At 63.4% G+C, this 19,479-nt stretch carries 16 protein-coding genes and 1 pseudogene; 7 read left to right on the top strand and 10 right to left on the bottom strand.

Going from position 1 to position 19,479, the window contains the following annotated elements:
• Positions 1-28: 28 nt before the first annotated feature.
• Positions 29-802, top strand: coding sequence for an ABC transporter ATP-binding protein (locus VFL62_RS14790; RefSeq protein ID WP_325173124.1), 774 nt, complete (start codon positions 29-31; stop codon positions 800-802).
• A 1-nt stretch (position 803) separates the two neighbouring features.
• Here VFL62_RS14790 and VFL62_RS14785 read toward each other — a convergent pair whose 3' ends face one another.
• The 10 genes from VFL62_RS14785 to VFL62_RS14740 all read right to left on the bottom strand — a co-directional run bounded on the left by VFL62_RS14785 (position 804) and on the right by VFL62_RS14740 (position 11,051).
• Positions 804-1,802 carry an oligopeptide/dipeptide ABC transporter ATP-binding protein gene (locus tag VFL62_RS14785; protein ID WP_325173123.1) on the bottom strand — a complete coding sequence of 333 codons (999 nt, stop codon included), beginning with the start codon at positions 1,800-1,802 and terminating at the stop codon, positions 804-806.
• Positions 1,799-2,788 (bottom strand): ABC transporter ATP-binding protein, encoded by a 990-nt coding sequence (locus VFL62_RS14780; RefSeq protein WP_325173122.1) that lies wholly within the window; start codon positions 2,786-2,788, stop codon positions 1,799-1,801. The genes VFL62_RS14785 and VFL62_RS14780 overlap by 4 nt, the downstream gene beginning before the upstream one ends.
• 9 nt (positions 2,789-2,797) lie before the next feature.
• Positions 2,798-3,649 (bottom strand): ABC transporter permease, encoded by an 852-nt coding sequence (locus VFL62_RS14775; RefSeq protein WP_414644723.1) that lies wholly within the window; start codon positions 3,647-3,649, stop codon positions 2,798-2,800.
• Positions 3,650-3,717: 68 nt separating this feature from the next.
• A complete protein-coding gene (locus tag VFL62_RS14770; protein ID WP_325173120.1) occupies positions 3,718-4,659 on the bottom strand; it encodes an ABC transporter permease in 942 nt (313 codons plus the stop codon).
• Positions 4,660-4,674: 15 nt separating this feature from the next.
• Positions 4,675-6,276 carry an ABC transporter substrate-binding protein gene (locus VFL62_RS14765; RefSeq protein WP_325173119.1) on the bottom strand — a complete coding sequence of 534 codons (1,602 nt, stop codon included), beginning with the start codon at positions 6,274-6,276 and terminating at the stop codon, positions 4,675-4,677.
• 158 nt (positions 6,277-6,434) lie between these two features.
• Positions 6,435-7,604 carry an amidohydrolase/deacetylase family metallohydrolase gene (locus tag VFL62_RS14760; protein WP_325173118.1) on the bottom strand — a complete coding sequence of 390 codons (1,170 nt, stop codon included), beginning with the start codon at positions 7,602-7,604 and terminating at the stop codon, positions 6,435-6,437.
• A gap of 100 nt (positions 7,605-7,704) precedes the next feature.
• Complete coding sequence (locus VFL62_RS14755; RefSeq protein ID WP_325173117.1) at positions 7,705-8,592, bottom strand: MBL fold metallo-hydrolase; 888 nt, start codon at positions 8,590-8,592, stop codon at positions 7,705-7,707.
• 38 nt (positions 8,593-8,630) lie between these two features.
• A complete protein-coding gene (locus tag VFL62_RS14750; protein ID WP_325173116.1) occupies positions 8,631-9,422 on the bottom strand; it encodes an alpha/beta hydrolase in 792 nt (263 codons plus the stop codon).
• Positions 9,423-9,551: 129 nt separating this feature from the next.
• A complete protein-coding gene (locus VFL62_RS14745) occupies positions 9,552-10,328 on the bottom strand; it encodes an SDR family oxidoreductase (protein ID WP_325173115.1) in 777 nt (258 codons plus the stop codon).
• A gap of 24 nt (positions 10,329-10,352) precedes the next feature.
• Positions 10,353-11,051: a GntR family transcriptional regulator gene (locus tag VFL62_RS14740; protein WP_325173114.1), complete on the bottom strand. Its 699-nt coding sequence runs from the start codon at positions 11,049-11,051 to the stop codon at positions 10,353-10,355.
• 171 nt (positions 11,052-11,222) lie between these two features.
• Here VFL62_RS14740 and VFL62_RS14735 point away from each other — a divergent pair, with 171 nt between their 5' ends.
• The 6 genes and pseudogenes from VFL62_RS14735 (at position 11,223) to VFL62_RS14710 (ending at position 19,071) form a co-directional block, all read left to right on the top strand.
• Entirely contained in the window at positions 11,223-12,479 is a 1,257-nt protein-coding gene (locus tag VFL62_RS14735; protein WP_325173113.1) for an ABC transporter substrate-binding protein, read from the top strand.
• A 155-nt stretch (positions 12,480-12,634) separates the two neighbouring features.
• Positions 12,635-13,513, top strand: a complete 879-nt coding sequence (locus tag VFL62_RS14730) for a branched-chain amino acid ABC transporter permease (RefSeq protein ID WP_325173112.1) — start codon at positions 12,635-12,637, stop codon at positions 13,511-13,513.
• 5 nt (positions 13,514-13,518) lie between these two features.
• Positions 13,519-16,038, top strand: coding sequence for a branched-chain amino acid ABC transporter ATP-binding protein/permease (locus VFL62_RS14725; protein WP_325173111.1), 2,520 nt, complete (start codon positions 13,519-13,521; stop codon positions 16,036-16,038).
• A 35-nt stretch (positions 16,039-16,073) separates the two neighbouring features.
• Complete coding sequence (locus VFL62_RS14720) at positions 16,074-17,021, top strand: 3-hydroxyacyl-CoA dehydrogenase (RefSeq protein WP_325173110.1); 948 nt, start codon at positions 16,074-16,076, stop codon at positions 17,019-17,021.
• A 26-nt stretch (positions 17,022-17,047) separates the two neighbouring features.
• Complete coding sequence (locus VFL62_RS14715; protein WP_325173109.1) at positions 17,048-17,974, top strand: 3-keto-5-aminohexanoate cleavage protein; 927 nt, start codon at positions 17,048-17,050, stop codon at positions 17,972-17,974.
• Between the two features lie 126 nt (positions 17,975-18,100).
• A pseudogene (locus VFL62_RS14710) lies at positions 18,101-19,071 on the top strand (tripartite tricarboxylate transporter substrate-binding protein).
• The last annotated feature ends 408 nt before the right edge of the window (positions 19,072-19,479 follow it).

Here is a 19,479-nt window from a genome sequence, read left to right as displayed (position 1 = left end):
CGTCTTCTGAGCTGGAGCCCGCAACATCGTGAGTAACGGACATCAGGAACTGCTGACCGTCCGCGGCGTCACCAAGCGTTTCGCCGTTGGCGACGACGAAGTCGAGGCGCTGGCGGCGGTCGATCTTACGATTCCCAAGGGCGAATTTGTCTGCATGATCGGCGCGTCCGGCTGCGGCAAGTCCACGCTGCTTCGCATCATTGCCGGTTTCGAAGAGCCGACCACCGGCAGTGTCGCGATCGACGGCAAACCCGTCACCGGCCCCGGCAGCGACCGTGGCATGGTGTTCCAGGACTATGCGCTGTTCCCGTGGATGACGGTGCGGCAGAATATCAGCTTCGGGCCGCGGCAACGCCATCTGCCGCGCGACGAAATCGACAGGACCACGGACGAGTTCGTCAGGATGGTCGGGCTCGAACGCTTTGCCGACCGCTATCCGAACCAGCTGTCGGGCGGCATGAAGCAGCGCGTCGCGATCGCCCGTGTGCTTGCCAACAATGCCAACATTCTCCTGATGGACGAGCCGTTCGGTGCGCTCGATGCGCTGACCCGCGAGCAGCTGCAGAACGAGCTTCTTCAGATCTGGAAGCGCACCGGCGTGACCACCATTTTCGTCACCCACTCGGTGGAGGAAGCCGTGCTGCTGGCAGATCGCGTGCTGGTCATGAGTGCCGGACCGGGGCGGATCGACGGCGACATCCGCATCGACTTAAGCCGGCCGCGCGACGTGTCGTCGCCCGAATTCAATGCGCTCCGGCGCGATATCGCGCGGCGGCTGACCAGCCACCTGGTGACGGCCTAGCTCACGCACCCGCCGCCGGCGCGTCCGGCAAGGCGTCGAGGTGACAAGCCGCCCATTGGCCTTCCGCCGCTTGCCGAAGCTCCGGCTCTTCCGTGCGACAGCGATCGAACACATAAGGACAGCGGGTGTGAAAGCGGCAACCGCTCGGCGGATTGATCGGGCTCGGCACGTCGCCCTTGAGGATCATCGGCGCGCGGCGCGCCTTCGGGTCGGGCACCGGGACCGCCGAAAGCAGCGCCTTGGTGTAGGGATGCCTGGGGCTAGCAAAAATCAGGTTTCGCGGCGCGACCTCGACGATCTTGCCGAGATACATCACCGCGACGCGATGAGTCATGTGCTCGACGATCGCAAGGTCATGGCTGATGAAGAGCAGCGCCAGGCCGAACTCGCGCTGCAAATCCTGCAGCAGATTGACGATCTGCGCCTTGACCGAAACGTCGAGCGCCGAGACGGCCTCGTCGCAGACGATCAGATCCGGTTCGGCTGCGAGCGCCCGCGCGATACAGATGCGCTGACGCTGACCGCCGGAGAATTCGTGCGGCCGGCGGTCCAGCGCATCGCGCGGCAGGCGCACCGTATCCATCAACGCGGCAACCTTGGACTCAAGCTCGGCTGCGGATCTGGCAAGACCGAAATTGCGGATCGGTTCAGCCAGGATATCGCGGACCCGCAAACGCGGGTTGAGGCTGGAGAACGGGTCCTGAAACACCACCTGCACGCGCTGCCGGATGGCGCGCAAGCGATCCGGCGACAGGTCGTCGATCCGCTGGCCATCGAGCACGACCTGGCCCGCCGTGATGTCGAACAGGCGCAGGATCGCGCGCCCGACCGTCGATTTGCCGCAGCCGGATTCGCCGACCAGCGACAGCGTCTCGCCGCGCGCGATCTCGAACGAGACGCCGTCCACCGCATAGACGCGGCTGGTGCCGCGGCCGAAAAAATTGCCGCGGATCGGGAAATGTTTCTTGAGGTCGTTGACCTGGAGCAGAGGCGCGTTCATGCCGCAGCCGCCTCCTTGGTCGCGAAGTGGCAGGCGGCGAAATGGCGCGAAGACTTTTCCTCGAGCCCCGGCGCGACCTCGCGGCAGAGATCGGTGACGAGCGGGCAACGCCCGGCGAAAGCGCAGCCGACGATGCGCTGCTTGAGACTCGGCACCTGGCCGGGGATTTCGGCCAACCGCCGCGCCGCGCCGGTCAAGGACGAACCAAGTTTCGGCACGGCGCCGAGCAACCCTTGCGTATAGGGATGGCGCGGCAAGCGAAACAGCTCGGCTACCGGCGCCTCCTCCACCTTGCGTCCGGCATACATCACCATAACGCGTTCGGCGACTTCGGCGACCACGCCGAGATCGTGGGTGATCAGGATCACCGCGGCGCCGACCCGGCGCTTCAAGTCGAGCATCAATTGCAGGATCTGCGCCTGGATCGTGACATCGAGCGCCGTCGTCGGTTCATCCGCAATCAGAAGTTTCGGATTGCAGGCGAGCGAAATCGCGATCATCACGCGCTGCCGCATGCCGCCCGACATTTGATGCGGATATTCCTTCACCCGCCGCGCCGGTTCGGGAATGCCGACCAAGGTCAACAGCTCGACCGCGCGCTTTTCAGCGGCCGCCTTGTCGAGCCCCTGGTGCAACTGCAATGTTTCGCCGATCTGACGCCCGATGGTCAACACCGGATTGAGGCTCGTCATCGGCTCCTGGAAAATCATCGAAATGTCGTTACCGCGGATATCGCGCATTTCGCGATCGGACAGCTTCAGAAGGTCCTTGCCGCGAAATCGGATCGAACCCGCGATCTTGCCCGGCGGCTCCGGAATCAACCGCATCAGCGACATCGAGGTCACTGATTTGCCGCAACCGGATTCACCGACGATTGCCAGCGTCTCGCCCTCGTCAACATGGAAGGAAACACCGTCGACGGCCCGATTGATGCCGTCAGGTGTGCGGAAGTGGGTCTGAAGATTTTCGACTTCGAGGAGCGCCATCGGTTGGACCTAAAGATTCTTGGCCATGCGGGGGTCGAGCGCATCGCGCAAGCCATCGCCGACGAGATTGACGGCCAGCACCGTGACCGAGAGAAACGCGGCCGGGAAGAACACGATGTAGGGCTTCACCTGCCACAGCGCCCTGCCCTCGGCCATGATATTGCCCCAGGATGGAATCGTCGGCGGCGTGCCGGCACCGATGAACGACAGAATAGACTCAACGATCATCGCGCTGGCGCAGACGTAGGTTGCCTGCACCAGCATCGGCGCCAGCGTATTGGGCAGGATGTGGCGCAGGATGATCATGGGCGTTCGGGTCCCGCAGGCAATCGCGGCATCGACATAAGGCTGCTCGCGCAGCGACAGCACGACGCCGCGCACGAGACGCGAGACGCGCGGAATTTCGGCGACCGTGATCGCCATGATGACGTTACCGACGCTGCCGCGCGTCAAGGCCATCAGCGCGATCGCCAGCAGGATCGGCGGGATCGACATCAGGCCGTCCATGATGCGCATGACGACGCCGTCGGCCCAGCGCACGAAACCGGAGACCAGACCTATGGCGAGGCCCACAAGCGTGGCAAGAACGGCCACCGACAGACCCACCGTGAGCGAGACCCGCGTGCCGAACAGCACGCGCGAGTAGACGTCCCGACCGAGCGCGTCGGTGCCGAACCAGTAGAGTTCGGACGGCGCGCGTGTGCGCCTTGCCGGCGAGATCGCGGTCGGATCGACGGTCCAGAGATACGGCGCGAAGATGCCGATCAAGACGAGACACAACAGCAACGCGCCGCCGATCGCAACCGTCGGGTTGTTGCGCAGGAACCCCAGCACGCCACGCCGGACTTTGACCGGCGCCATCAGATCCGGCAGGGTTTGCGCGATCGCAAGGCCGGGCGGCACGGGCACGGAGCTGGTGGTTGAAAGGGTCAATAGCGAATCCTCGGATCGATGAGCGTGTAGGTCAGGTCGACCAGCAGATTGACCACCGTGTAAACGAAACTGAACATCAGGACGACGCCCTGGATGACGGGGTAGTCGCGACGCAAAATGGCATCGACCGTCAGACGGCCGAGGCCGGGGATGGCAAAGACGCTTTCGGTCACCACCGCGCCGCCGATCAGAAGCGCAACGCCGATGCCGATCACGGTGACGATCGGCACCGCGGCGTTCTTCAAGGCGTGCACGAACAGGATGCTGGGCTGCCCCAGCCCCTTGGCGCGGCCGGTGCGGATATAGTCCTGCTGCAACACTTCAAGCATGGACGCGCGCGTGATGCGTGCGATCAGCGCGATATAGACGCAGCCGAGCGCGATCGAAGGCAGGATCAGGTTCTGCAGCCACGGCCAGAGCCCTTCCGCGAACGGCGTATAGCCCTGCACCGGCAGCCATTCGAGTTCGAGCGCGAACACATAAGCGAGCAGATAACCGACGACAAAGACCGGAAGCGAGAAAGCTGAGACGGCAAAAGCCATGATGGCGCGGTCGATCAGGCTTCCGGCTTTCCAGGCCGCGACCACGCCGAGCGGCACCGCGACGACCAGCGTCAACGCCAGCGTCAGTAGCATCAGCGACAGCGTCGGCTCGATCCGCTGCGCGATCATCGAGGTCACGGGCAAGTTGGTGAAGATCGAGGTACCGAGATCGAAATGCAGAATTCGCCAGAGCCAACTGCCGAACTGCACCAGGAACGGCCGGTCAAGGCCGAGGCTCTGGCGGATACGTTCGACGTCGGCCGGGCTCGCCTGATCGCCGGCGATCACCGCGGCCGGATCGCCCGGTGCGATATAGAGCAGACTGAACACGAACAGCGCGACGATCGCCATCACGGGGATGGTGACCAGAATACGCCTGAGAATATACGAGGCCATCCAGCAATGCCGCCGTTACGCGGTCTTCGACACGCCCCAGAAGAACGGCAATGGCCCCTTCACGATTCCCGACACGTTCTTGCGCCATGCCGTGTAGCTGAGGAAGAAGCCGGTCGGCGCATAGATCACGTCCTCGAGCGCGGCCTTGTTGAGGCGGGCGACCGCGGCCTTTTCCTCATCGAGGTTCTTCGCCTCGAACCAGGCCGTGACTTCCTTTTCCACAGCCGGGCTGTTCGGCCAACCGAACCACGCCTTGTCGCCGCTGCCGCGAATGGCATTGTAGACGGCTGGATTGACGCAGTCCGCACCGGCGTGCCAGGTGTGGAACATTTCCCAGCCGCCCTGATTGTGCGGCGTCTTTTGCGCGCGGCGCGCGCCGACCGTGCCCCAGTCGGTGGCGACGAAGTCGACGTTCATGCCGATGCGCTTCAGCAGGTCAGCGGTGACATCGCCCTGCGCTTTGGTGATGGTCTGATCCTGCGCCACGATGCAGGAGACCGGCTCATTGGCATAGCCGCTCTCGGCCAGAAGCTTCTTGGCCGCATCGATATTGCGCATTTTCAGGATTTCGCCGCCCTCTTCCGTGTAAAGCGGCGTGTTCGGCGTGAAGAAGCCTGGCAGCGGCTTCCAGAGTGAATTGTCGTCGCCGACCAGCGCCCGCATGTAGTCTTCCTGGTTCATGGCCGTGAGCACCGCGCGCCGCACCTTCACATTGTCGAACGGCGGATGGGTATGATTCATCCGGAACGAGCCGACATTGCCGAGCGGGTCGGCAATGTCGACGGCAATGTTCTTGTTCTTCTTCAACACCGGCACGAGATCGGGAAGCGGATTCTCCCACCAGTCGATTTCGCCGTTCTGCAGCGCAGCGGCTGCCGTGGCCGGATCCGGGATCACCACCCATTCGATGCGATCGAACAGCATCTGCTTGCCGCCCGAAAGCCAAGACGCCTTTTCCTGCCGCGGGGCGTAATCGGCGAATTTCTCGAACACCGACCTTGCGCCGGGCACCCACTCGTTCCGCACGAACTTCATCGGACCGGAGCCGATATATTCGCTGATCTGCTTGAACGGATCGGTCTGGGCAATCCGCTCCGGCATGATGAATGCGCAAGGCGAATTGTTCTTGCCCAGCGCCAGCAGCATTTTCGGATAGGGCTGCTTCAGCACCCATTTGAAGGTCCTGTCGTCGACCGCCGTGAGTTCGTTCTGGATTGCCTTAAGCATCAGCCCCATGGGATCGCGGTTCGACCAGCGCGTCAGGCTCGCCACCACGTCTTTCGAACGGACCGGCTCACCGTCGTGGAATTTGAGACCGGGTCGCAGACGGAAGGTCCAGGTCAGGCCATCGCTCGACACCTCCTCGGATTCGACCATCTGGCGCTGCGGCTGCAATTTTTCGTCGAAGCCGTAGAGCGTGTCCCAGACCAGAGCCGAGGCGTTGCGCACGACGTATTGCGTCGTCCAGATCGGGTCGAAATTGGCAAGATCGGCCTGCGGCACAAAACGCAAGGTCTTCGCGGCAGCGCCTTGCGACAACGCCGGCATCGACAGGCCGCCCGTCGCGGCGAGGGTCCCCGCCCCGGCCAATCCCTTCAACACCGTCCTGCGATCCATAGCCGTCCTCCAACTCCGAATGCCCGCCGCTATTAGGCTCTAAAGAAGCCTGGCGGGCAATGCGCATCGTTTGCTTGCAAATGGTATGCCAGCGCCCGCCGGTTAAAGCCCGGTCTTCAGAGGCGATTTTCGTCCGATCACAGCATGTTCAGCGACACTTAGCCAGGGATCCGTTTGAATTTGGGCGACTCCACCGGATGCCACCAGCGGCCGCCGATCACGACGCCTTCGGATACGATCTTGCGGTCGCCGATCAGGTGCTCGCCGACGACATCCTCGTAGTCGAACTTGCCCTCCTTGATTGAAAGCAGCGTGGCGTCGCCGACGCTGCCCACCTTGAGGCTGCCGAGTTCGGGCCGCCGCAGCGCCATCGCCGCATTGACCGTCGAGGCCGCCACCACGTCCGCAAACGGCATGCCCATGCACAGGAATTTCGACATCGTCGTCACCTGGTCGTAGGCAGGGCCGTTGATGCAAAGGATATGGACGTCGGAGGAGATCGTGTCGGGGTAGAAGCCGTTCGCAAGCATGGCACGCGCGGTCTTGAAGGCGAACGAGCCCCGGCCGTGACCGATGTCGAACAGCACCCCGCGCTCACGCGCCTGCAGCACGATCTGCTTGACGGTTCCTTGTGCAGTGCACGGCGCGTTCGGAAACGGCCGGAATGCATGTGTCAGAACGTCGCCGGGACGCAGCAGGCTGACCACCTCCTCATAGGTCGGCGGCGGATGATCGATATGGCACATCAGCGGCATGCCGACTTCATTGGCGACTTCGAGCGCAATCTGAAGCGGCACGATTCCGGACGCGCCCGACGAGGTGCGGCCGACCCGCACCTTGATGCCGACGATTAGATCGCGGTTGGCATCCGCGACCTGAACCGCATCGATGGGGTTCATCAGGCGGATTTCCTCGCTCTCGCCAACCATGACGCGATGCGAAAAACCATAAATGCCAGCATGCGAGACATGAAGGTAAGCGAGAATACGAACTTGGCTCGGCTCGATCACGTGCTTGCGGAAGCCGGCGAAATTGCCGGGACCGGCGCTGCCGGTATCGATCGCAGTGGTGACGCCGGAGGTGCGGCAGAATTCCTCGGCATCGATACCGAGCGAGGTGCCGCCCCAATACACATGCGTATGCAGATCGATCAGGCCGGGCGTGACGATGTAACCCGAGACGTCGCGGACGTCGGTGCCGGGGTCGACCTTGAGCGCGCTTCCGACCGCGGCCACCTTGCCGCCGGCAAACGCAACATCGGTTATGGCATCGAGTTTTTGCGAGGGATCAACCACGCGGCCGCCGCGCAGGACCAGATCGAACGACATCGTCATCTCCGGGTGAACATCAAACAGCGCGACGGGGGATTTTGTCGCGGCGGTACTTGAGCAAATACTGTGCCTGAAGTCATCCCCCGGCGCCGCGGGTTCAGGTCTGCCCGAAACTGTGAACCCAGGCCTCGGGGTAAAGCATGTAAGCATCGCCGCGCCGGGCTAGCCGCGCGAAGCCCGGAAAGTGCAGATGCATGCCGGTGACGAGCATGCCATCCGCGCTGACGCGGTCGAACATGCGCTTGCGCGAGGCGGCCGCCATCGCAAGGTCGGTGTCGAACCCCATGCCGGCTTCGGGAATCGCGGTCTGCACCTCCGGCACATGGACGGTGTCGCCCCAGATCATCAATTGATGATCGCCGGACGCGATCAGGTACGCCGTGTGGCCGGGCGTATGCCCGTGGCTCGGCACCGCCGTGACGCCGGGGAAGACTTCGCCCTGTTTGAACAACCGCGTGCGGTTCTTGTACGGCGCGACCTGTTCACGACCTGCCTGGAAGAACAGCTTCTTCGCCCGCTCGTCCGCCTTGGCCATCGCGCCGTCATCGAACCAGTGCGGCAGTTCGTTCTCATGCATGGCGAGTTCTGCGTTCGGAAACAGCAACTGGCCATTCGACATGTCGGTCAGCCCGGCTGAATGGTCCGGATGCATATGGGTCAACAGCACGGTGTCGATCGACTTCGCATCGATGCCGGCCGCCGTCAGGTTGCGCTGAACCATGCCCGCGGTCGGCAGCAGATAATTGCCCGATCCGGTGTCGATGATCGCAAGGCGCCCTTTCGAATGAATCAGAAACGTATTGACGCTGGTGCGGCGCGCGGGACGGAACGCCTCGCGCAAAATCGTGTGCGCCCTGTCGAGATCGACATTGCGCATCACCTCGAGATTGCCGTCGAGATAGCCGTCGCTGATGGCGGTGACGACGATGTCCCCGATCTTGCGATGATACACGCCGGGGATTTGCTGGGAGGGCTGGGACGTCATGCGGAACCTTGAAACGCTGGAGGAAAAACGCGAACCCGTCAGGCGCCGACGGATTTCAGGAACGCGTCGATGCAGCTTGCGATCAGATCGGGCGTCTGGACCGCCATATAGTGCCCGGTGTCGACTTCGACATAGCGCGCGGTGGGAATTGCGTTCGCCACCTCCTGCGCCATCGCCGGCGGGCGGACGCGATCGAGGCGGCCGCCGATCACGAGCGCCGGACAGCTTATTCTACCAAGCATCCCCTGCATCTCGGCGTTGGCCAGCATTCGCCAGATCGTCGCATAGCTCGAGGGATCGTTGCCAAGCCAGCGCGCCCGGAACTGTTCAAAGCGCTTACCATCGCCCCGCAGCTCGGGCACATAGCCGTTGAGCATGGCATCGTCGACCACCGACGACATGCCTTCGGCCTCGATCCTTGCCAGCCGTTCGAGCGCCGCCGGACGGCGCGCGGCCGCGATGCCCGTGGCCGGGCTGCCGGCGACGACGGCGCTCGTCCGCTGCGGATATTGCGCGGCGAACTGAAGCGCAATGGCGCCGCCGACCGCGACGCCGGCAAGCGCCACCTTGCCGTTGATGCCGAGTACATCGAGCAGCCCGGCGATATCCGATGCCATCGTGCTGAAGGTGAGCTCGCCCCTCGCCTTCTGCGACATCCCGGCGCCGCGGGTGTCGTAGCGCAGCACCCGCCGCGCGCCCTCAAAGTGCGGAGCCGCCCCGTCCCAGCTCTCAAGCGAGCCGCCCATTTCGTGCACGAGCACCAAGGCACGCTCACCCGCGCCGCTCAACTCGTAGCGAAGCGCAACACCGTTCAGTTCGACAAAAGGCATTTGGGGTTTCCAGCGAGACGAGAGATCAGTCGCGCTCGAATTGAGCAAATCGTTGGCCACCTGTCATCGCCCGGCAGGCGGCGTCACCTTTGCATTTTTGCCGCGACGGAGGCCATGAAATCGTCGCGTCTATCCCAGCATCTGGGTGTCGCCGCAGATCGAGATCGCCTGTCCGGAAATCGTCCTGCCGCGCGGGCTGCACATGAACAGAATTTGATCCGCGAGCTGGTCCGGCGTGACATATTCCTTGATCGAGGTGTAGGAAAATGCCGTGCGCTCCATCTCGGCATAGGAAATGCCGCGCTGCTGCGCCTTCGCTTCCAGAACGCGCCGCTGGCGGTCGCCGGCGACGAGACCCGGCAGGATGGCGTTGACCCGAATATTGTCGGGCCCAAGCTCGATCGACAGCGACTTGGTGAAACCGATCACGCCCCATTTCGCCGCCGCATAAGGCGTCCGCATCGCAAAGCCGAGCCGGCCCGCCGCCGAGGAAATATTCACGATCGAGGCGTTCTTGCTCTTGCGCAGCAGCGGCACCGCGAGCCGCGCGCAATTGAATTGCCCGGTCAGGCAGATCTCCAGGCAGCGGTCCCAGTCTTCCGGATTCATCTCCTCGACCTTCGAGGTCGGACCGGCAACACCGGCGTTGTTCACCAGCACGTCGAGGCCGCGCAGGTTTCCGACCGCCTCATCGAACAGATGCCTGACCGACTTGCGGTCGGAGACGTCGCACTTGGTCTGGGTGATTTGCGGATCGGTTCGGGCGAGCGCCGAGAGCGCCGCGTCGTCGACGTCGCAGATGTGCACCTTGGCGCCTTCCCCCACGAAGGCGCGCGCGATCGCAAGCCCGATGCCGTTGGCGCCTGCCGTCACCAGCACGCGCAAGCCGTTGATGTCGAGATTCATGGGCACTCCAGTGTTGGCGGAAACTCAGTCAGCAAGCCCGCCGCGGGAAAGAATGACTTCGGCCGCGCCGCTGATGTCGGCAGCAACACCGCGGCGCGCCGGATCCGGCTCCCTGGCCGCGATCGCGCGGCGCACGTCGGCATGGAAACGGATGGCGTCGCCCTTGGCGAGCCGTTCCGGATTGGCACGCAGATCGAGATTGATCACGGGACCGGCCTTCAGCCACAGCGCGCGGATGATTTCAACCAGAATGGGAGAATGCGAGGCCTCGTAGACCGCGAAATGAAAGGTCTTGTTGAGTTCGACGGCACGCGGCAGATCCGGTTTCGATTTTTCACTCTCGTCGCGCATCGCCGCTTCGGCACGCGCGATCGCCGCGAGGTCGTCCTCGTTTCGATGCAGCGCCGCTTCGGCGGCCGCATGTCCCTCGATCGCGATCCGCACCTTGGTCAGATCGCGAAACTGCGCCGCCGTCATCACGGGCACGCGCACCGCACGGTTCGGCGCGACCTCGAGCGCCCGGTCCGCCACCAACCGCGACACCGCCTCGCGCACCGGCATGATGGAGACGCCAAGCACGTCGGCCGCGGCGCGCAGCGACAATTTTTCCCCCGGCGCGAGCCGGCCCGACATCAAGAGGTCCGCCAGCTGCGCGTAGGCGCGCTCGCCCAGGGTCTGGCGATCGAGCGGCTCGACCAGGTTGAGTGCGGCCGGCAAATTCAAGGCGTCATCTCCACCCGCCGCTTTACGGACGGCTTCTTCAGAGGGACTCGACAAGCGCCCCGCCTTTTGCAACTCTAACTGTGATCACAGATCACGGCAAGCTCGGCAACAGCGTCATCCCAACGAACGCTGCGGCGGCCGGCAAAGCGCTCAAGCAGGGAGAAAACGTTGATGTCAGAGTTCAATCGATTTACGCGCCGCGGCCTGTTGAAGACGGCCGGCGGCCTCGCGCTCGCCTCCGGACTTGGCGCCCCGTCCATCCTGCGTGCCCAGACCTCGGACGTCATCAAGATCGGGCACCTGACGCCGCGCACCGGTTTTCTCGGCCCGCTCGGCGAATATGCCGTGATGTCGATCGATCTGGCGGTCGAGGAGATCAACGCCGCCGGCGGCATGATGGGACGCAAGGTCGAACTGCTGAAGGAAGACTCCGTCAATCCGCAGACGGCGTCGACCAAAGCCGAGCGCATGATCGAACGCGACAAGGTCGCCTGCATCATTGGCGAGATTTCGTCCGCCTCGTGCCTGACGATCGCGCAGGTCGCCGAACGCAACAAGACGCTGTTCATTAACACCGGCGGCAATTCGGACGCGCTGCGCGGCAAGGATTGCAAGCGTTACATGTTCCACGTCGAGTCGCAGAACTCGATGTATGTCAAAACCGTCGGCCGCTCGTTCCTGCGCGATGGTCTGGTCAAGGGCAAGAAGTGGTACTCGCTCACGGCCGACTATGCATTCGGGCACGACCTTCTCAACGTCTCCAAACGCTTCATGCAGGCCAATGGCGGCAATTTCGCCGGTGACGATCTGGTGCCGACCGACGCTACGGATTTCTCCGCCTATCTTTTGAAGATCCGCGACGCCAAGCCCGACCTTGTCGTGATTAACCTTGCCGGCAACCAGATCACCAACTTCCTCAAGCAGTATGCCGAGTTCGGCCTCGCCTTCCCGGTCGGCGGCTTCGGCTTCGACACCGCGCTCGCCTGGGCCGCGGGCAAAGGCAATTTCGTCGGCACCTGGCCGGTCGTGTGGCATCACCTGCTCGACACGCCCGGCAGCAAGGCTTTCGTCGCGGCCTTCACCAAGAAATACAACAAGCCGCCGGAAAACCAGGCGTGGGGCGAATATGTCGCGACCAAGATCGTGGCGCAGACCATCAACGAAATCAAAAGCGTGGATTCGCCAGCCATCATCCAGCACCTGGAAAAGGGCGCGAAGTTCGATCTGTTGAAGACCCGCCAGGGCTATTTCCGCGCCTCCGACCATCAGTTGATGCACGAGATGTATGCGGTGACCGCGCTTGCTCCCGACAAGATCAAGAACCAGTGGGACATCTTCACTTCGAGCGCGCCGGTGCCCGGTCCGGACGAGGACCTCGAGGTGATCGCCGCAACCAAGGAAGAAAACAGCTGCACCTTTCCGAGTTGATTTAGCTCGTCTTTCCGGGGCGATGCGAAGCATCGAACCCGGAAGTTCGAGATTCCGGGTCTGGTCCTCAGCGCAAAATCGGATTTTGTCGCTTCGGACCATCCCGGAATGACGAGCGGCTCAGGGGCGCGCGCACTCCAACGGAACCACACTCCATGTCCGCCATGTTGCTGATGCAGCAGATCCTGAACGGGCTGCTTGACGGCGTCTATTACCTGCTGATCGCGCTCGGGCTATCGCTGATCTTCTCGCTCGGCGGCATCGTCAATCTCGCGCACGGCGCGTTCTATGCGATCGGCGCTTATCTGACATTGGTGCTGTCGCCCTATGTCGGGTTCGGCGGCGCCTTCGTCGCGGCGCCGGTTGCGGTCGCGCTGCTCGGCATCGTGATCGAGGCGACGCTGTTCCGGCGCTTCTACCGCGCCGATCCGATTCTCTCGCTGCTGATGACGTTCGGCCTTGCCATGGTGGCCGAGCAGGTGCTTCGGATGATCTTCGGGGCGCCACCGCTGTCGTTCTCGATTCCAATATGGCTGCGCGGACAGGTCGCGGTCGGCAGCTTCATCTACTCGTTCTATCGCGTGGTGCTGCTCGGCATTGCGGCGTTCTGCATCGCCGCGCTCTGGCTGCTGCTGCAAAAGACCTCGTTCGGCCGCGTGGTGCGCGCCGGCGTGCAGAACCCGGACATGGTGGGCGCGCTCGGCATTTCCCTGCAGCCTTATATGTCGGCGGTCGCCGCCCTCGGCATTGGCCTCGCCGGGCTCGCCGGCGTTTTGCTGGCGCCGATCTACGCGATCCATCCCGCGATGGGACAGGAGATCATCACGCCGGCCTTCGTCGTCGTGGTGATCGGCGGCCTCGGCTCGTTCTGGGGCGTGGTCGCGGCCGCAATTCTGGTCGGCGTTGTCAAGGGCGTCATGGTCGGTATCGGCTATTCGGCGGCATCGACCGCCGCGATCTATCTCTTGATGCTTCTGGTGCTGCTGTTCCGGCCGCGCGGCCTGTTCGGCGAGCGCATCACGCGGTTCGAGTAAGCCGCATGCTCAAGCGCATCCCTATTCCGCTGGTGATCGCAGGCCTCGCGCTGCTGGTGCTGCCGCCCGTGCTGCTGTCGCTCGGCCTCACCATGACGTCGGCCTCGGAGGTCGTAATCTTCGCGATCGCCTGCATGGCGCTCAATATTCTGGTCGGGCATACCGGTCTGGTATCGTTCGGTCACGGCGCCTGGTTCGGGCTCGCTGCCTATGCAGCGGCCCTGCTCCAGCGCAACTTCATGCACGACCAGTTCTTCGGCCCCGCCCTCGCCGGCGTCCTCGTGGTTGCCGTGATTTCGGCGGCCTTCGGCTTTCTGATCCTGCGACGCCGCGGCGTCTACTTCTCGCTGCTGACCCTGGCGCTCGCGGCGATGCTTTACACAGTGTCGTTCCGCTGGACCGAAGTGACCGGCGGCGAGAACGGGCTCGGTGGCATCACCCGGCCGACGCTGCTCGGTTTCAATCTGGAATCCTCCACGGTCTATTACTGGTTCGTCGCCGCGATCGCGTTCGTGACGTTGATCCTGCTCCGGCGGTTTCACCGCTCCGCGATCGGCCATGTGCTGGTCGCGATCCGCGAAAACGAGCAGCGCGCGCGCTTCCTCGGTTATCCGACCAATTTCTACAAGCTGATCGCCTTCACCCTGTCGGCGTCGATCACGGGGCTCGCCGGCATCTTGCTGCTGTTCCAGAACCGCATGACTTCGGCCGATCCGATATCGGTTTCCTTCTCTGGCGATCTCCTGGCCATGGTCGTGATCGGCGGCATGCGGAATTTTCTGGGACCCGCGCTCGGTGCATTGTTCTTCATCCTGTTTCGCGAATTCCTCTCGATCTACACCGAAAACTGGCTGCTCTGGTTCGGCCTCGTCTTCGTCGCTTTCGTGGTATTTTCGCCGACCGGACTCGTCGGTGTCGCAGCAAAGCTGATGGCGCCGTTCCGCAGTAAGATCGTCGAAGAAGCCGCGATGGCCGGACGCCGCATCGACATTCTGCCGCTGCCGGAATTCCTGCGGCCGAAATCCAGCACCGACGGTGCGGTGCTGTCGGCGCGCGCTATCGTCAAGAGCTTCGGCGGTATCAAGGCCGTCCAGGGCGTCGACATCTCCATCGCCGACCGCACGCTGCATGCGCTGATCGGACCGAATGGCGCCGGCAAGACCACGGCGTTCAATCTTCTGTCCGGCATGTACCGGCCGGATTCGGGCGAGGTTTCGTTGCTGGGACGACCGATCGCCGGCGAGACGCCGGAGCAGATCGCGCGCGCCGGCATCGGCCGCTCGTTCCAGATCACCAATCTGTTTCCGGCGCTCAGCGTGTCCGAAAACATCCGCCTCGCGGTGCAGGCGCGGCACCCGCACCGCTTCGATCCCTGGACGGCTGCGCTCTCGATTGGTCCGGTCAATGCCGAGACCGATGCGATCATCCGCTACCTCGGCCTTGCCGGCATCGAGGAGGCCGAGGGTGGAACACTGTCCTACGGCGGCCAGCGCCTGCTCGACATGGGGGTTGCGATTGCGACCGCACCACGCGTGCTGCTATTGGACGAACCTCTCGCCGGCCTTGCTGCCGCCGAACGCGAGCGGATTGCCGCCATCATCAAGCGCATCTCGGCCGATATTCCGGTGCTGCTGGTCGAGCATGACATCGACCGCGTGTTCCAGCTCGCCGACCGCGTCACCGTCATGAACGAAGGCCGGGTATTGCTCGACGGCACCGCGGAAGACGCCCGCAACAGCAGACGCGTGCAGGAAGTCTATATCGGATCGGGCGCCGCGGAAGTCGCCGCCCGGCCACGCGAGACCGCAAGCGGCGTGACGGCGTTGCTCACGGTCGACAAGGTCAACACCTTCTATGGCAAGAGCCATATCCTCAACGATGTCAGCTTTACCCTGCACGACAACGAGATCGTCGCCCTGCTTGGACGCAACGGCGCCGGCAAGTCGACGCTGCTCAAGACCCTGATCGGCATTGCGCCGGCAGCGAGCGGGTCGATCACGCTTGGCGGAACCGAACTGATCGGCCGCTCCTCGGCGCAGCATGCCCGGCTCGGCATCGGCTACGTGCCGCAGGGCCGCGGCCTGTTTGCCGGCATGAGCGTCGAACAGAATCTCGAACTGGGCGGCCTGAAGCGCCAGAACGGCCACGGCGTGCACTGGACGCGCGAGCGCGTCTACGAATATTTCCCGCGCATCCGCGAGCGGCTGGACAGCCCCGCGGACTATCTCTCCGGCGGCGAACAGCAGATGGTCGCGGTGGCGCGGGCGCTTTCGGGCGACGTGCGGGTGCTGCTACTGGATGAACCCTTCGAGGGGCTGGCGCCGGCGGTGGTGGAACAGCTGTTCGAAGCCTTTGACCGCCTGCGCAAGGAAATCGCCATCATCATCGTCGATCACCATCTCGACCTGGCGCTGGCTTTGTCCGATACAACGGTCGCGCTGGAGCGCGGCCAGGTGCTGCACCGGGGCCCCTCGCGCGCGCTGCGCGACGACCTCGACCTGCGCCGCAAGGTGCTGTGGCTATGAAACCGTGCGTCGAGTAAAAATGGTGAGAGAAAGACATGTCCAATGCTGAACCTAACGTCGCCATCGTGGGCGCAGGATTGATCGGACGCGCCTGGGCCACGATATTCGCGCGTGCGGGATGGAATGTCCGATTGACCGACCCGCACATCGCAACGCTGAAGGCCGCGCCGCGCCTGGTCCGCGACGAGTTGCAGATGCTGGCCCGCCATGGCCTCGCCGACGACCCGGATAGCGCGGTGGCGCGGGTCTCCGTCGCCGGCAGTCTCGAGGAAGCGGTGCGCGATGCCGAATTCGTCCAGGAGAACGGGCCGGAAAAGGTCGAGGACAAGCGCGTGATTTTCGCGCAGCTCGATCGGATGACACGCAAGGACGCGCTGCTGGTCTCCTCGACCTCGGCCATCACCGCCTCTCACTTCACCGAGGACTTGCCCGGCCGCGCGCGCTGTCTGGTCGGCCACCCCGTCAACCCGCCGCATCTGGTGCCGCTGGTCGAACTTTGCGGCGCGCCCTGGACCGCACCGGAAGCGATCGAGCGTGCGCGTGCGATCTATCGCGAGATCGGACAGGTGCCGGTCACGATCACCAAGGAGATCAACGGCTTTGTGCTGAACCGCCTGCAGGGCGCCCTGCTCGCCGAAGCGTTCCGCCTGGTCGGTGAAGGTTATATTTCGGCCGAAGACCTCGACCATACCGTGAAGGACGGCCTCGGCCTGCGCTGGTCGTTCCTCGGGCCGTTCGAAACCATCGAGCTCAACGCGCCCGGCGGCATTCCCGACTACTGCGCGCGCTACACCGGCTTCTACAAGGACCTTGCCGCAAACGCCGCCGGCCCTTCCGTCTATGAAAGCCCGAACGTCGATCGGGTGATCGCGGCCTGGCCGCATCAGGCTGAAGGCGAACGTATTGCGGCCCTGACCGCGCGGCGAAATGAACGCCTCGCCGCACTCGCCGCCCACAAGATCAAGCAGACCGATAAACCCTGATCCCCAGCAACCAAGAGGCAACGACCATGGCCCCCCGGAAAGTCATCATCACCTGTGCCGTGACCGGCGCGATCCACACGCCCTCGATGTCGAAGGCGCTTCCCGTGACCCCGCAGGAGATTGCGGACGCCGCGGTCGAAGCCGCGGAAGCGGGTGCGGCGATCGTGCATCTGCATGCGCGCAATCCGAAAACTGGCCAGCCCGACCAGAGCCCGGAGGCGTTCGCGCCGTTTCTTAAAGTGATCAAGCAACGCTCGAATTGCGTGATCAATCTGACCACCGGCGGCGCCCCCACCATGACGGTCGACGAACGCGTGCGGCCGGCCGCAACCTACAAGCCCGAGGTCGCGTCGCTGAACATGGGATCGATGAACTTCGCCTTTTTCGGCATGCTCAACCGCTTCAACAAGTTCGAGCACGAATGGGAACGCAAGCACGTCGAGAACAAGGACATCGTGTTCCGCAACACCTTTCAGGACATCGAATATGTCCTTACCACGCTTGCGGAATCGGGCTCCCGCTTCGAGTTCGAATGTTACGACACCGCGCACCTCTATAATCTCAAATACTTCCTCGATCAGGGCCTGGTGAAGCCGCCTTTGTTCATCCAGACCGTGTTCGGCCTGCAAGGCGGCATCGGGGCGCATCCCGACGACGTCCTGCACATGAAGCGTACCGCCGACCGCCTGTTCGGCGACAAGATGATCTGGTCAGTGCTCGGCGCCGGGCGCAATCAACTGCCGATCGCGGCGATGGCGGCCGCGATGGGCGGCAACGTCCGCGTCGGCCTGGAGGATTCGCTGTGGGCCGCGCCCGGACGGATGGCGGCCTCGAATGCCGAGCAGGTGCTGCTCGCCCGCAAGATCATCGAGGGCCTCGGGCTCGAGATCGCAAGCTCGGATGAAGCGCGCGAAATGCTGCACTTGAAAGGCGGCGACAAGCTCGAAGTCTGACAAGACGCCCGCTGCAGCCGGCTCCGGCGGCAGTAGCGGTACCACGGGCAATGCCCGTTCGGCATTGCCCCATGCAGGCGCGCGAAGGCTGGCGAAATCCTTTGATTTAGCTGGCCAAACCGGCACATGCTGGCCTCAAAAAAGTTAAGGGAGGTAGGCGTGACGAGGAATTGGCTGGCAGCCGCATTGTTGCTGATGGCAAGCGGGTCGAGCGCGCCGGCATGGGCCGAGGATTACCCTGCGCGAACGATCACGATGATCGTCCCCTTTGCCGTCGGCGGCCCGGCGGACATCACCGGACGCATTGTTGCCGACATCTTCTCGCGGCGCCTTGGCCGCAGCGTCATCGTGGAAAACGTCAACGGCGCCGGCGGCACCATCGGCGCGATGCGCGCCTCGCGCGCCACTCCCGACGGCTACACGATCCTGTTCGGCCACATGTCGACGAACGCGCTGGCGCCGGCGTTCTATCCCGACCTGAAATACGATCCGCAAAAGGATTTCGAGCCGGTTGGCCTCGCCGCCGAATATCCGGAGCTGCTTGTGGTCCGCAAAGACCTGCCCGCGAAAGACCTGCGCGAATTCGTCGCCTACGCCAGGGCCAATGCCAGCAAGCTCAATGTCGGCCACGCCGGTGTCGGCTCGATTTCCTATATCGGTTGCCTGCTGCTCAATTCCGCGATCGGCATCAAGCCGACGCTGGTCCCCTTTACCGGAACGGCGCCGGTGCTCAACGCCATGCTGTCCGGCGAGATCGACTATGAATGCGATCCCGTGCTTGGAACGTTGCCGCAGGTCCAGGCCGGCACGGTGCGCTGCCGGACGTGCCGACCTCAGACGAACAGGGCCTCGGCGAATTCGACGTCGCGGTGAAATACGCGGTGTTCGCCCCGAAAGGCACACCAAAACCTGTGATCGACAAGCTCGCGGCCGCCCTCAACGAAGGCCTCGACGAGCCGCAGGTCAAAAAGCGCCTTGCTGAGCTCGGGGCCGATAATATCGCGCCCGACCGCCGCGGCCCCAAACCGCTTGCCGATCTCGTGAAAAGCGAGGCGGCGCGCCTCATTCCAATCCTTCAGGCCGCGACCGGCAAATAAAGCAGCCAAGAGTAAGCGGCGGGAAGCCATGGAATTAATCATGGCTGCCAGTCGTTGCGCCCGAAAACGGTAGTATCTAAAAGGATTTGGGAGAATGGTCGGAGCGGCAGAATGGTCGGAGCGGCAGGATTCGAACCTGCGACCCCTGCGTCCCGAACGCAATGAGTATCTTCTAAGTTATTGAATTTTCTTGATGTGATGGACGTTTCTTTCCCGTTCTGTTCACGGTCGTTTCACCCATTTCGTTGCGATTTCGTTGCGGCGTTCCTAGACGAGAACGAGAGCTGCCGAAGATAATGATATCCCTTGATGCACGGGCTCGATCCCGGTTCCTTGACCGAGCCGGCGTATTATTTCCAAATGCCAGGCTTCCAAATGAACAACCAGCCGGACGCGAGATCTTAAATT

This window comes from Bradyrhizobium sp. (assembly GCF_035701725.1).
Taxonomy (GTDB): Bacteria; Pseudomonadota; Alphaproteobacteria; order Rhizobiales; family Xanthobacteraceae; genus Bradyrhizobium.
The sequence above is the reverse complement of the archived record's forward strand: the minus strand, read 5'-3'. Positions and strand labels throughout refer to the sequence as shown.

What these genes read in the sequence shown, in the direction of transcription:
- VFL62_RS14720 (WP_325173110.1), top strand. Translation starts at nt 16,074, where the DNA reads ATGTCCAATGCTGAACCTAACGTCGCCATCGTGGGCGCAGGATTGATC.
- VFL62_RS14750 (WP_325173116.1), bottom strand. Translation starts at nt 9,422, where the DNA reads ATGCCTTTTGTCGAACTGAACGGTGTTGCGCTTCGCTACGAGTTGAGC.
- VFL62_RS14760 (WP_325173118.1), bottom strand. Translation starts at nt 7,604, where the DNA reads ATGTCGTTCGATCTGGTCCTGCGCGGCGGCCGCGTGGTTGATCCCTCG.
- VFL62_RS14770 (WP_325173120.1), bottom strand. Translation starts at nt 4,659, where the DNA reads ATGGCCTCGTATATTCTCAGGCGTATTCTGGTCACCATCCCCGTGATG.
- VFL62_RS14780 (WP_325173122.1), bottom strand. Translation starts at nt 2,788, where the DNA reads ATGGCGCTCCTCGAAGTCGAAAATCTTCAGACCCACTTCCGCACACCT.
- VFL62_RS14785 (WP_325173123.1), bottom strand. Translation starts at nt 1,802, where the DNA reads ATGAACGCGCCTCTGCTCCAGGTCAACGACCTCAAGAAACATTTCCCG.
- VFL62_RS14765 (WP_325173119.1), bottom strand. Translation starts at nt 6,276, where the DNA reads ATGGATCGCAGGACGGTGTTGAAGGGATTGGCCGGGGCGGGGACCCTC.
- VFL62_RS14735 (WP_325173113.1), top strand. Translation starts at nt 11,223, where the DNA reads ATGTCAGAGTTCAATCGATTTACGCGCCGCGGCCTGTTGAAGACGGCC.
- VFL62_RS14725 (WP_325173111.1), top strand. Translation starts at nt 13,519, where the DNA reads ATGCTCAAGCGCATCCCTATTCCGCTGGTGATCGCAGGCCTCGCGCTG.
- VFL62_RS14775 (WP_414644723.1), bottom strand. Translation starts at nt 3,649, where the DNA reads ATGGCGCCGGTCAAAGTCCGGCGTGGCGTGCTGGGGTTCCTGCGCAAC.
- VFL62_RS14745 (WP_325173115.1), bottom strand. Translation starts at nt 10,328, where the DNA reads ATGAATCTCGACATCAACGGCTTGCGCGTGCTGGTGACGGCAGGCGCC.
- VFL62_RS14730 (WP_325173112.1), top strand. Translation starts at nt 12,635, where the DNA reads ATGTCCGCCATGTTGCTGATGCAGCAGATCCTGAACGGGCTGCTTGAC.
- VFL62_RS14755 (WP_325173117.1), bottom strand. Translation starts at nt 8,592, where the DNA reads ATGACGTCCCAGCCCTCCCAGCAAATCCCCGGCGTGTATCATCGCAAG.
- VFL62_RS14715 (WP_325173109.1), top strand. Translation starts at nt 17,048, where the DNA reads ATGGCCCCCCGGAAAGTCATCATCACCTGTGCCGTGACCGGCGCGATC.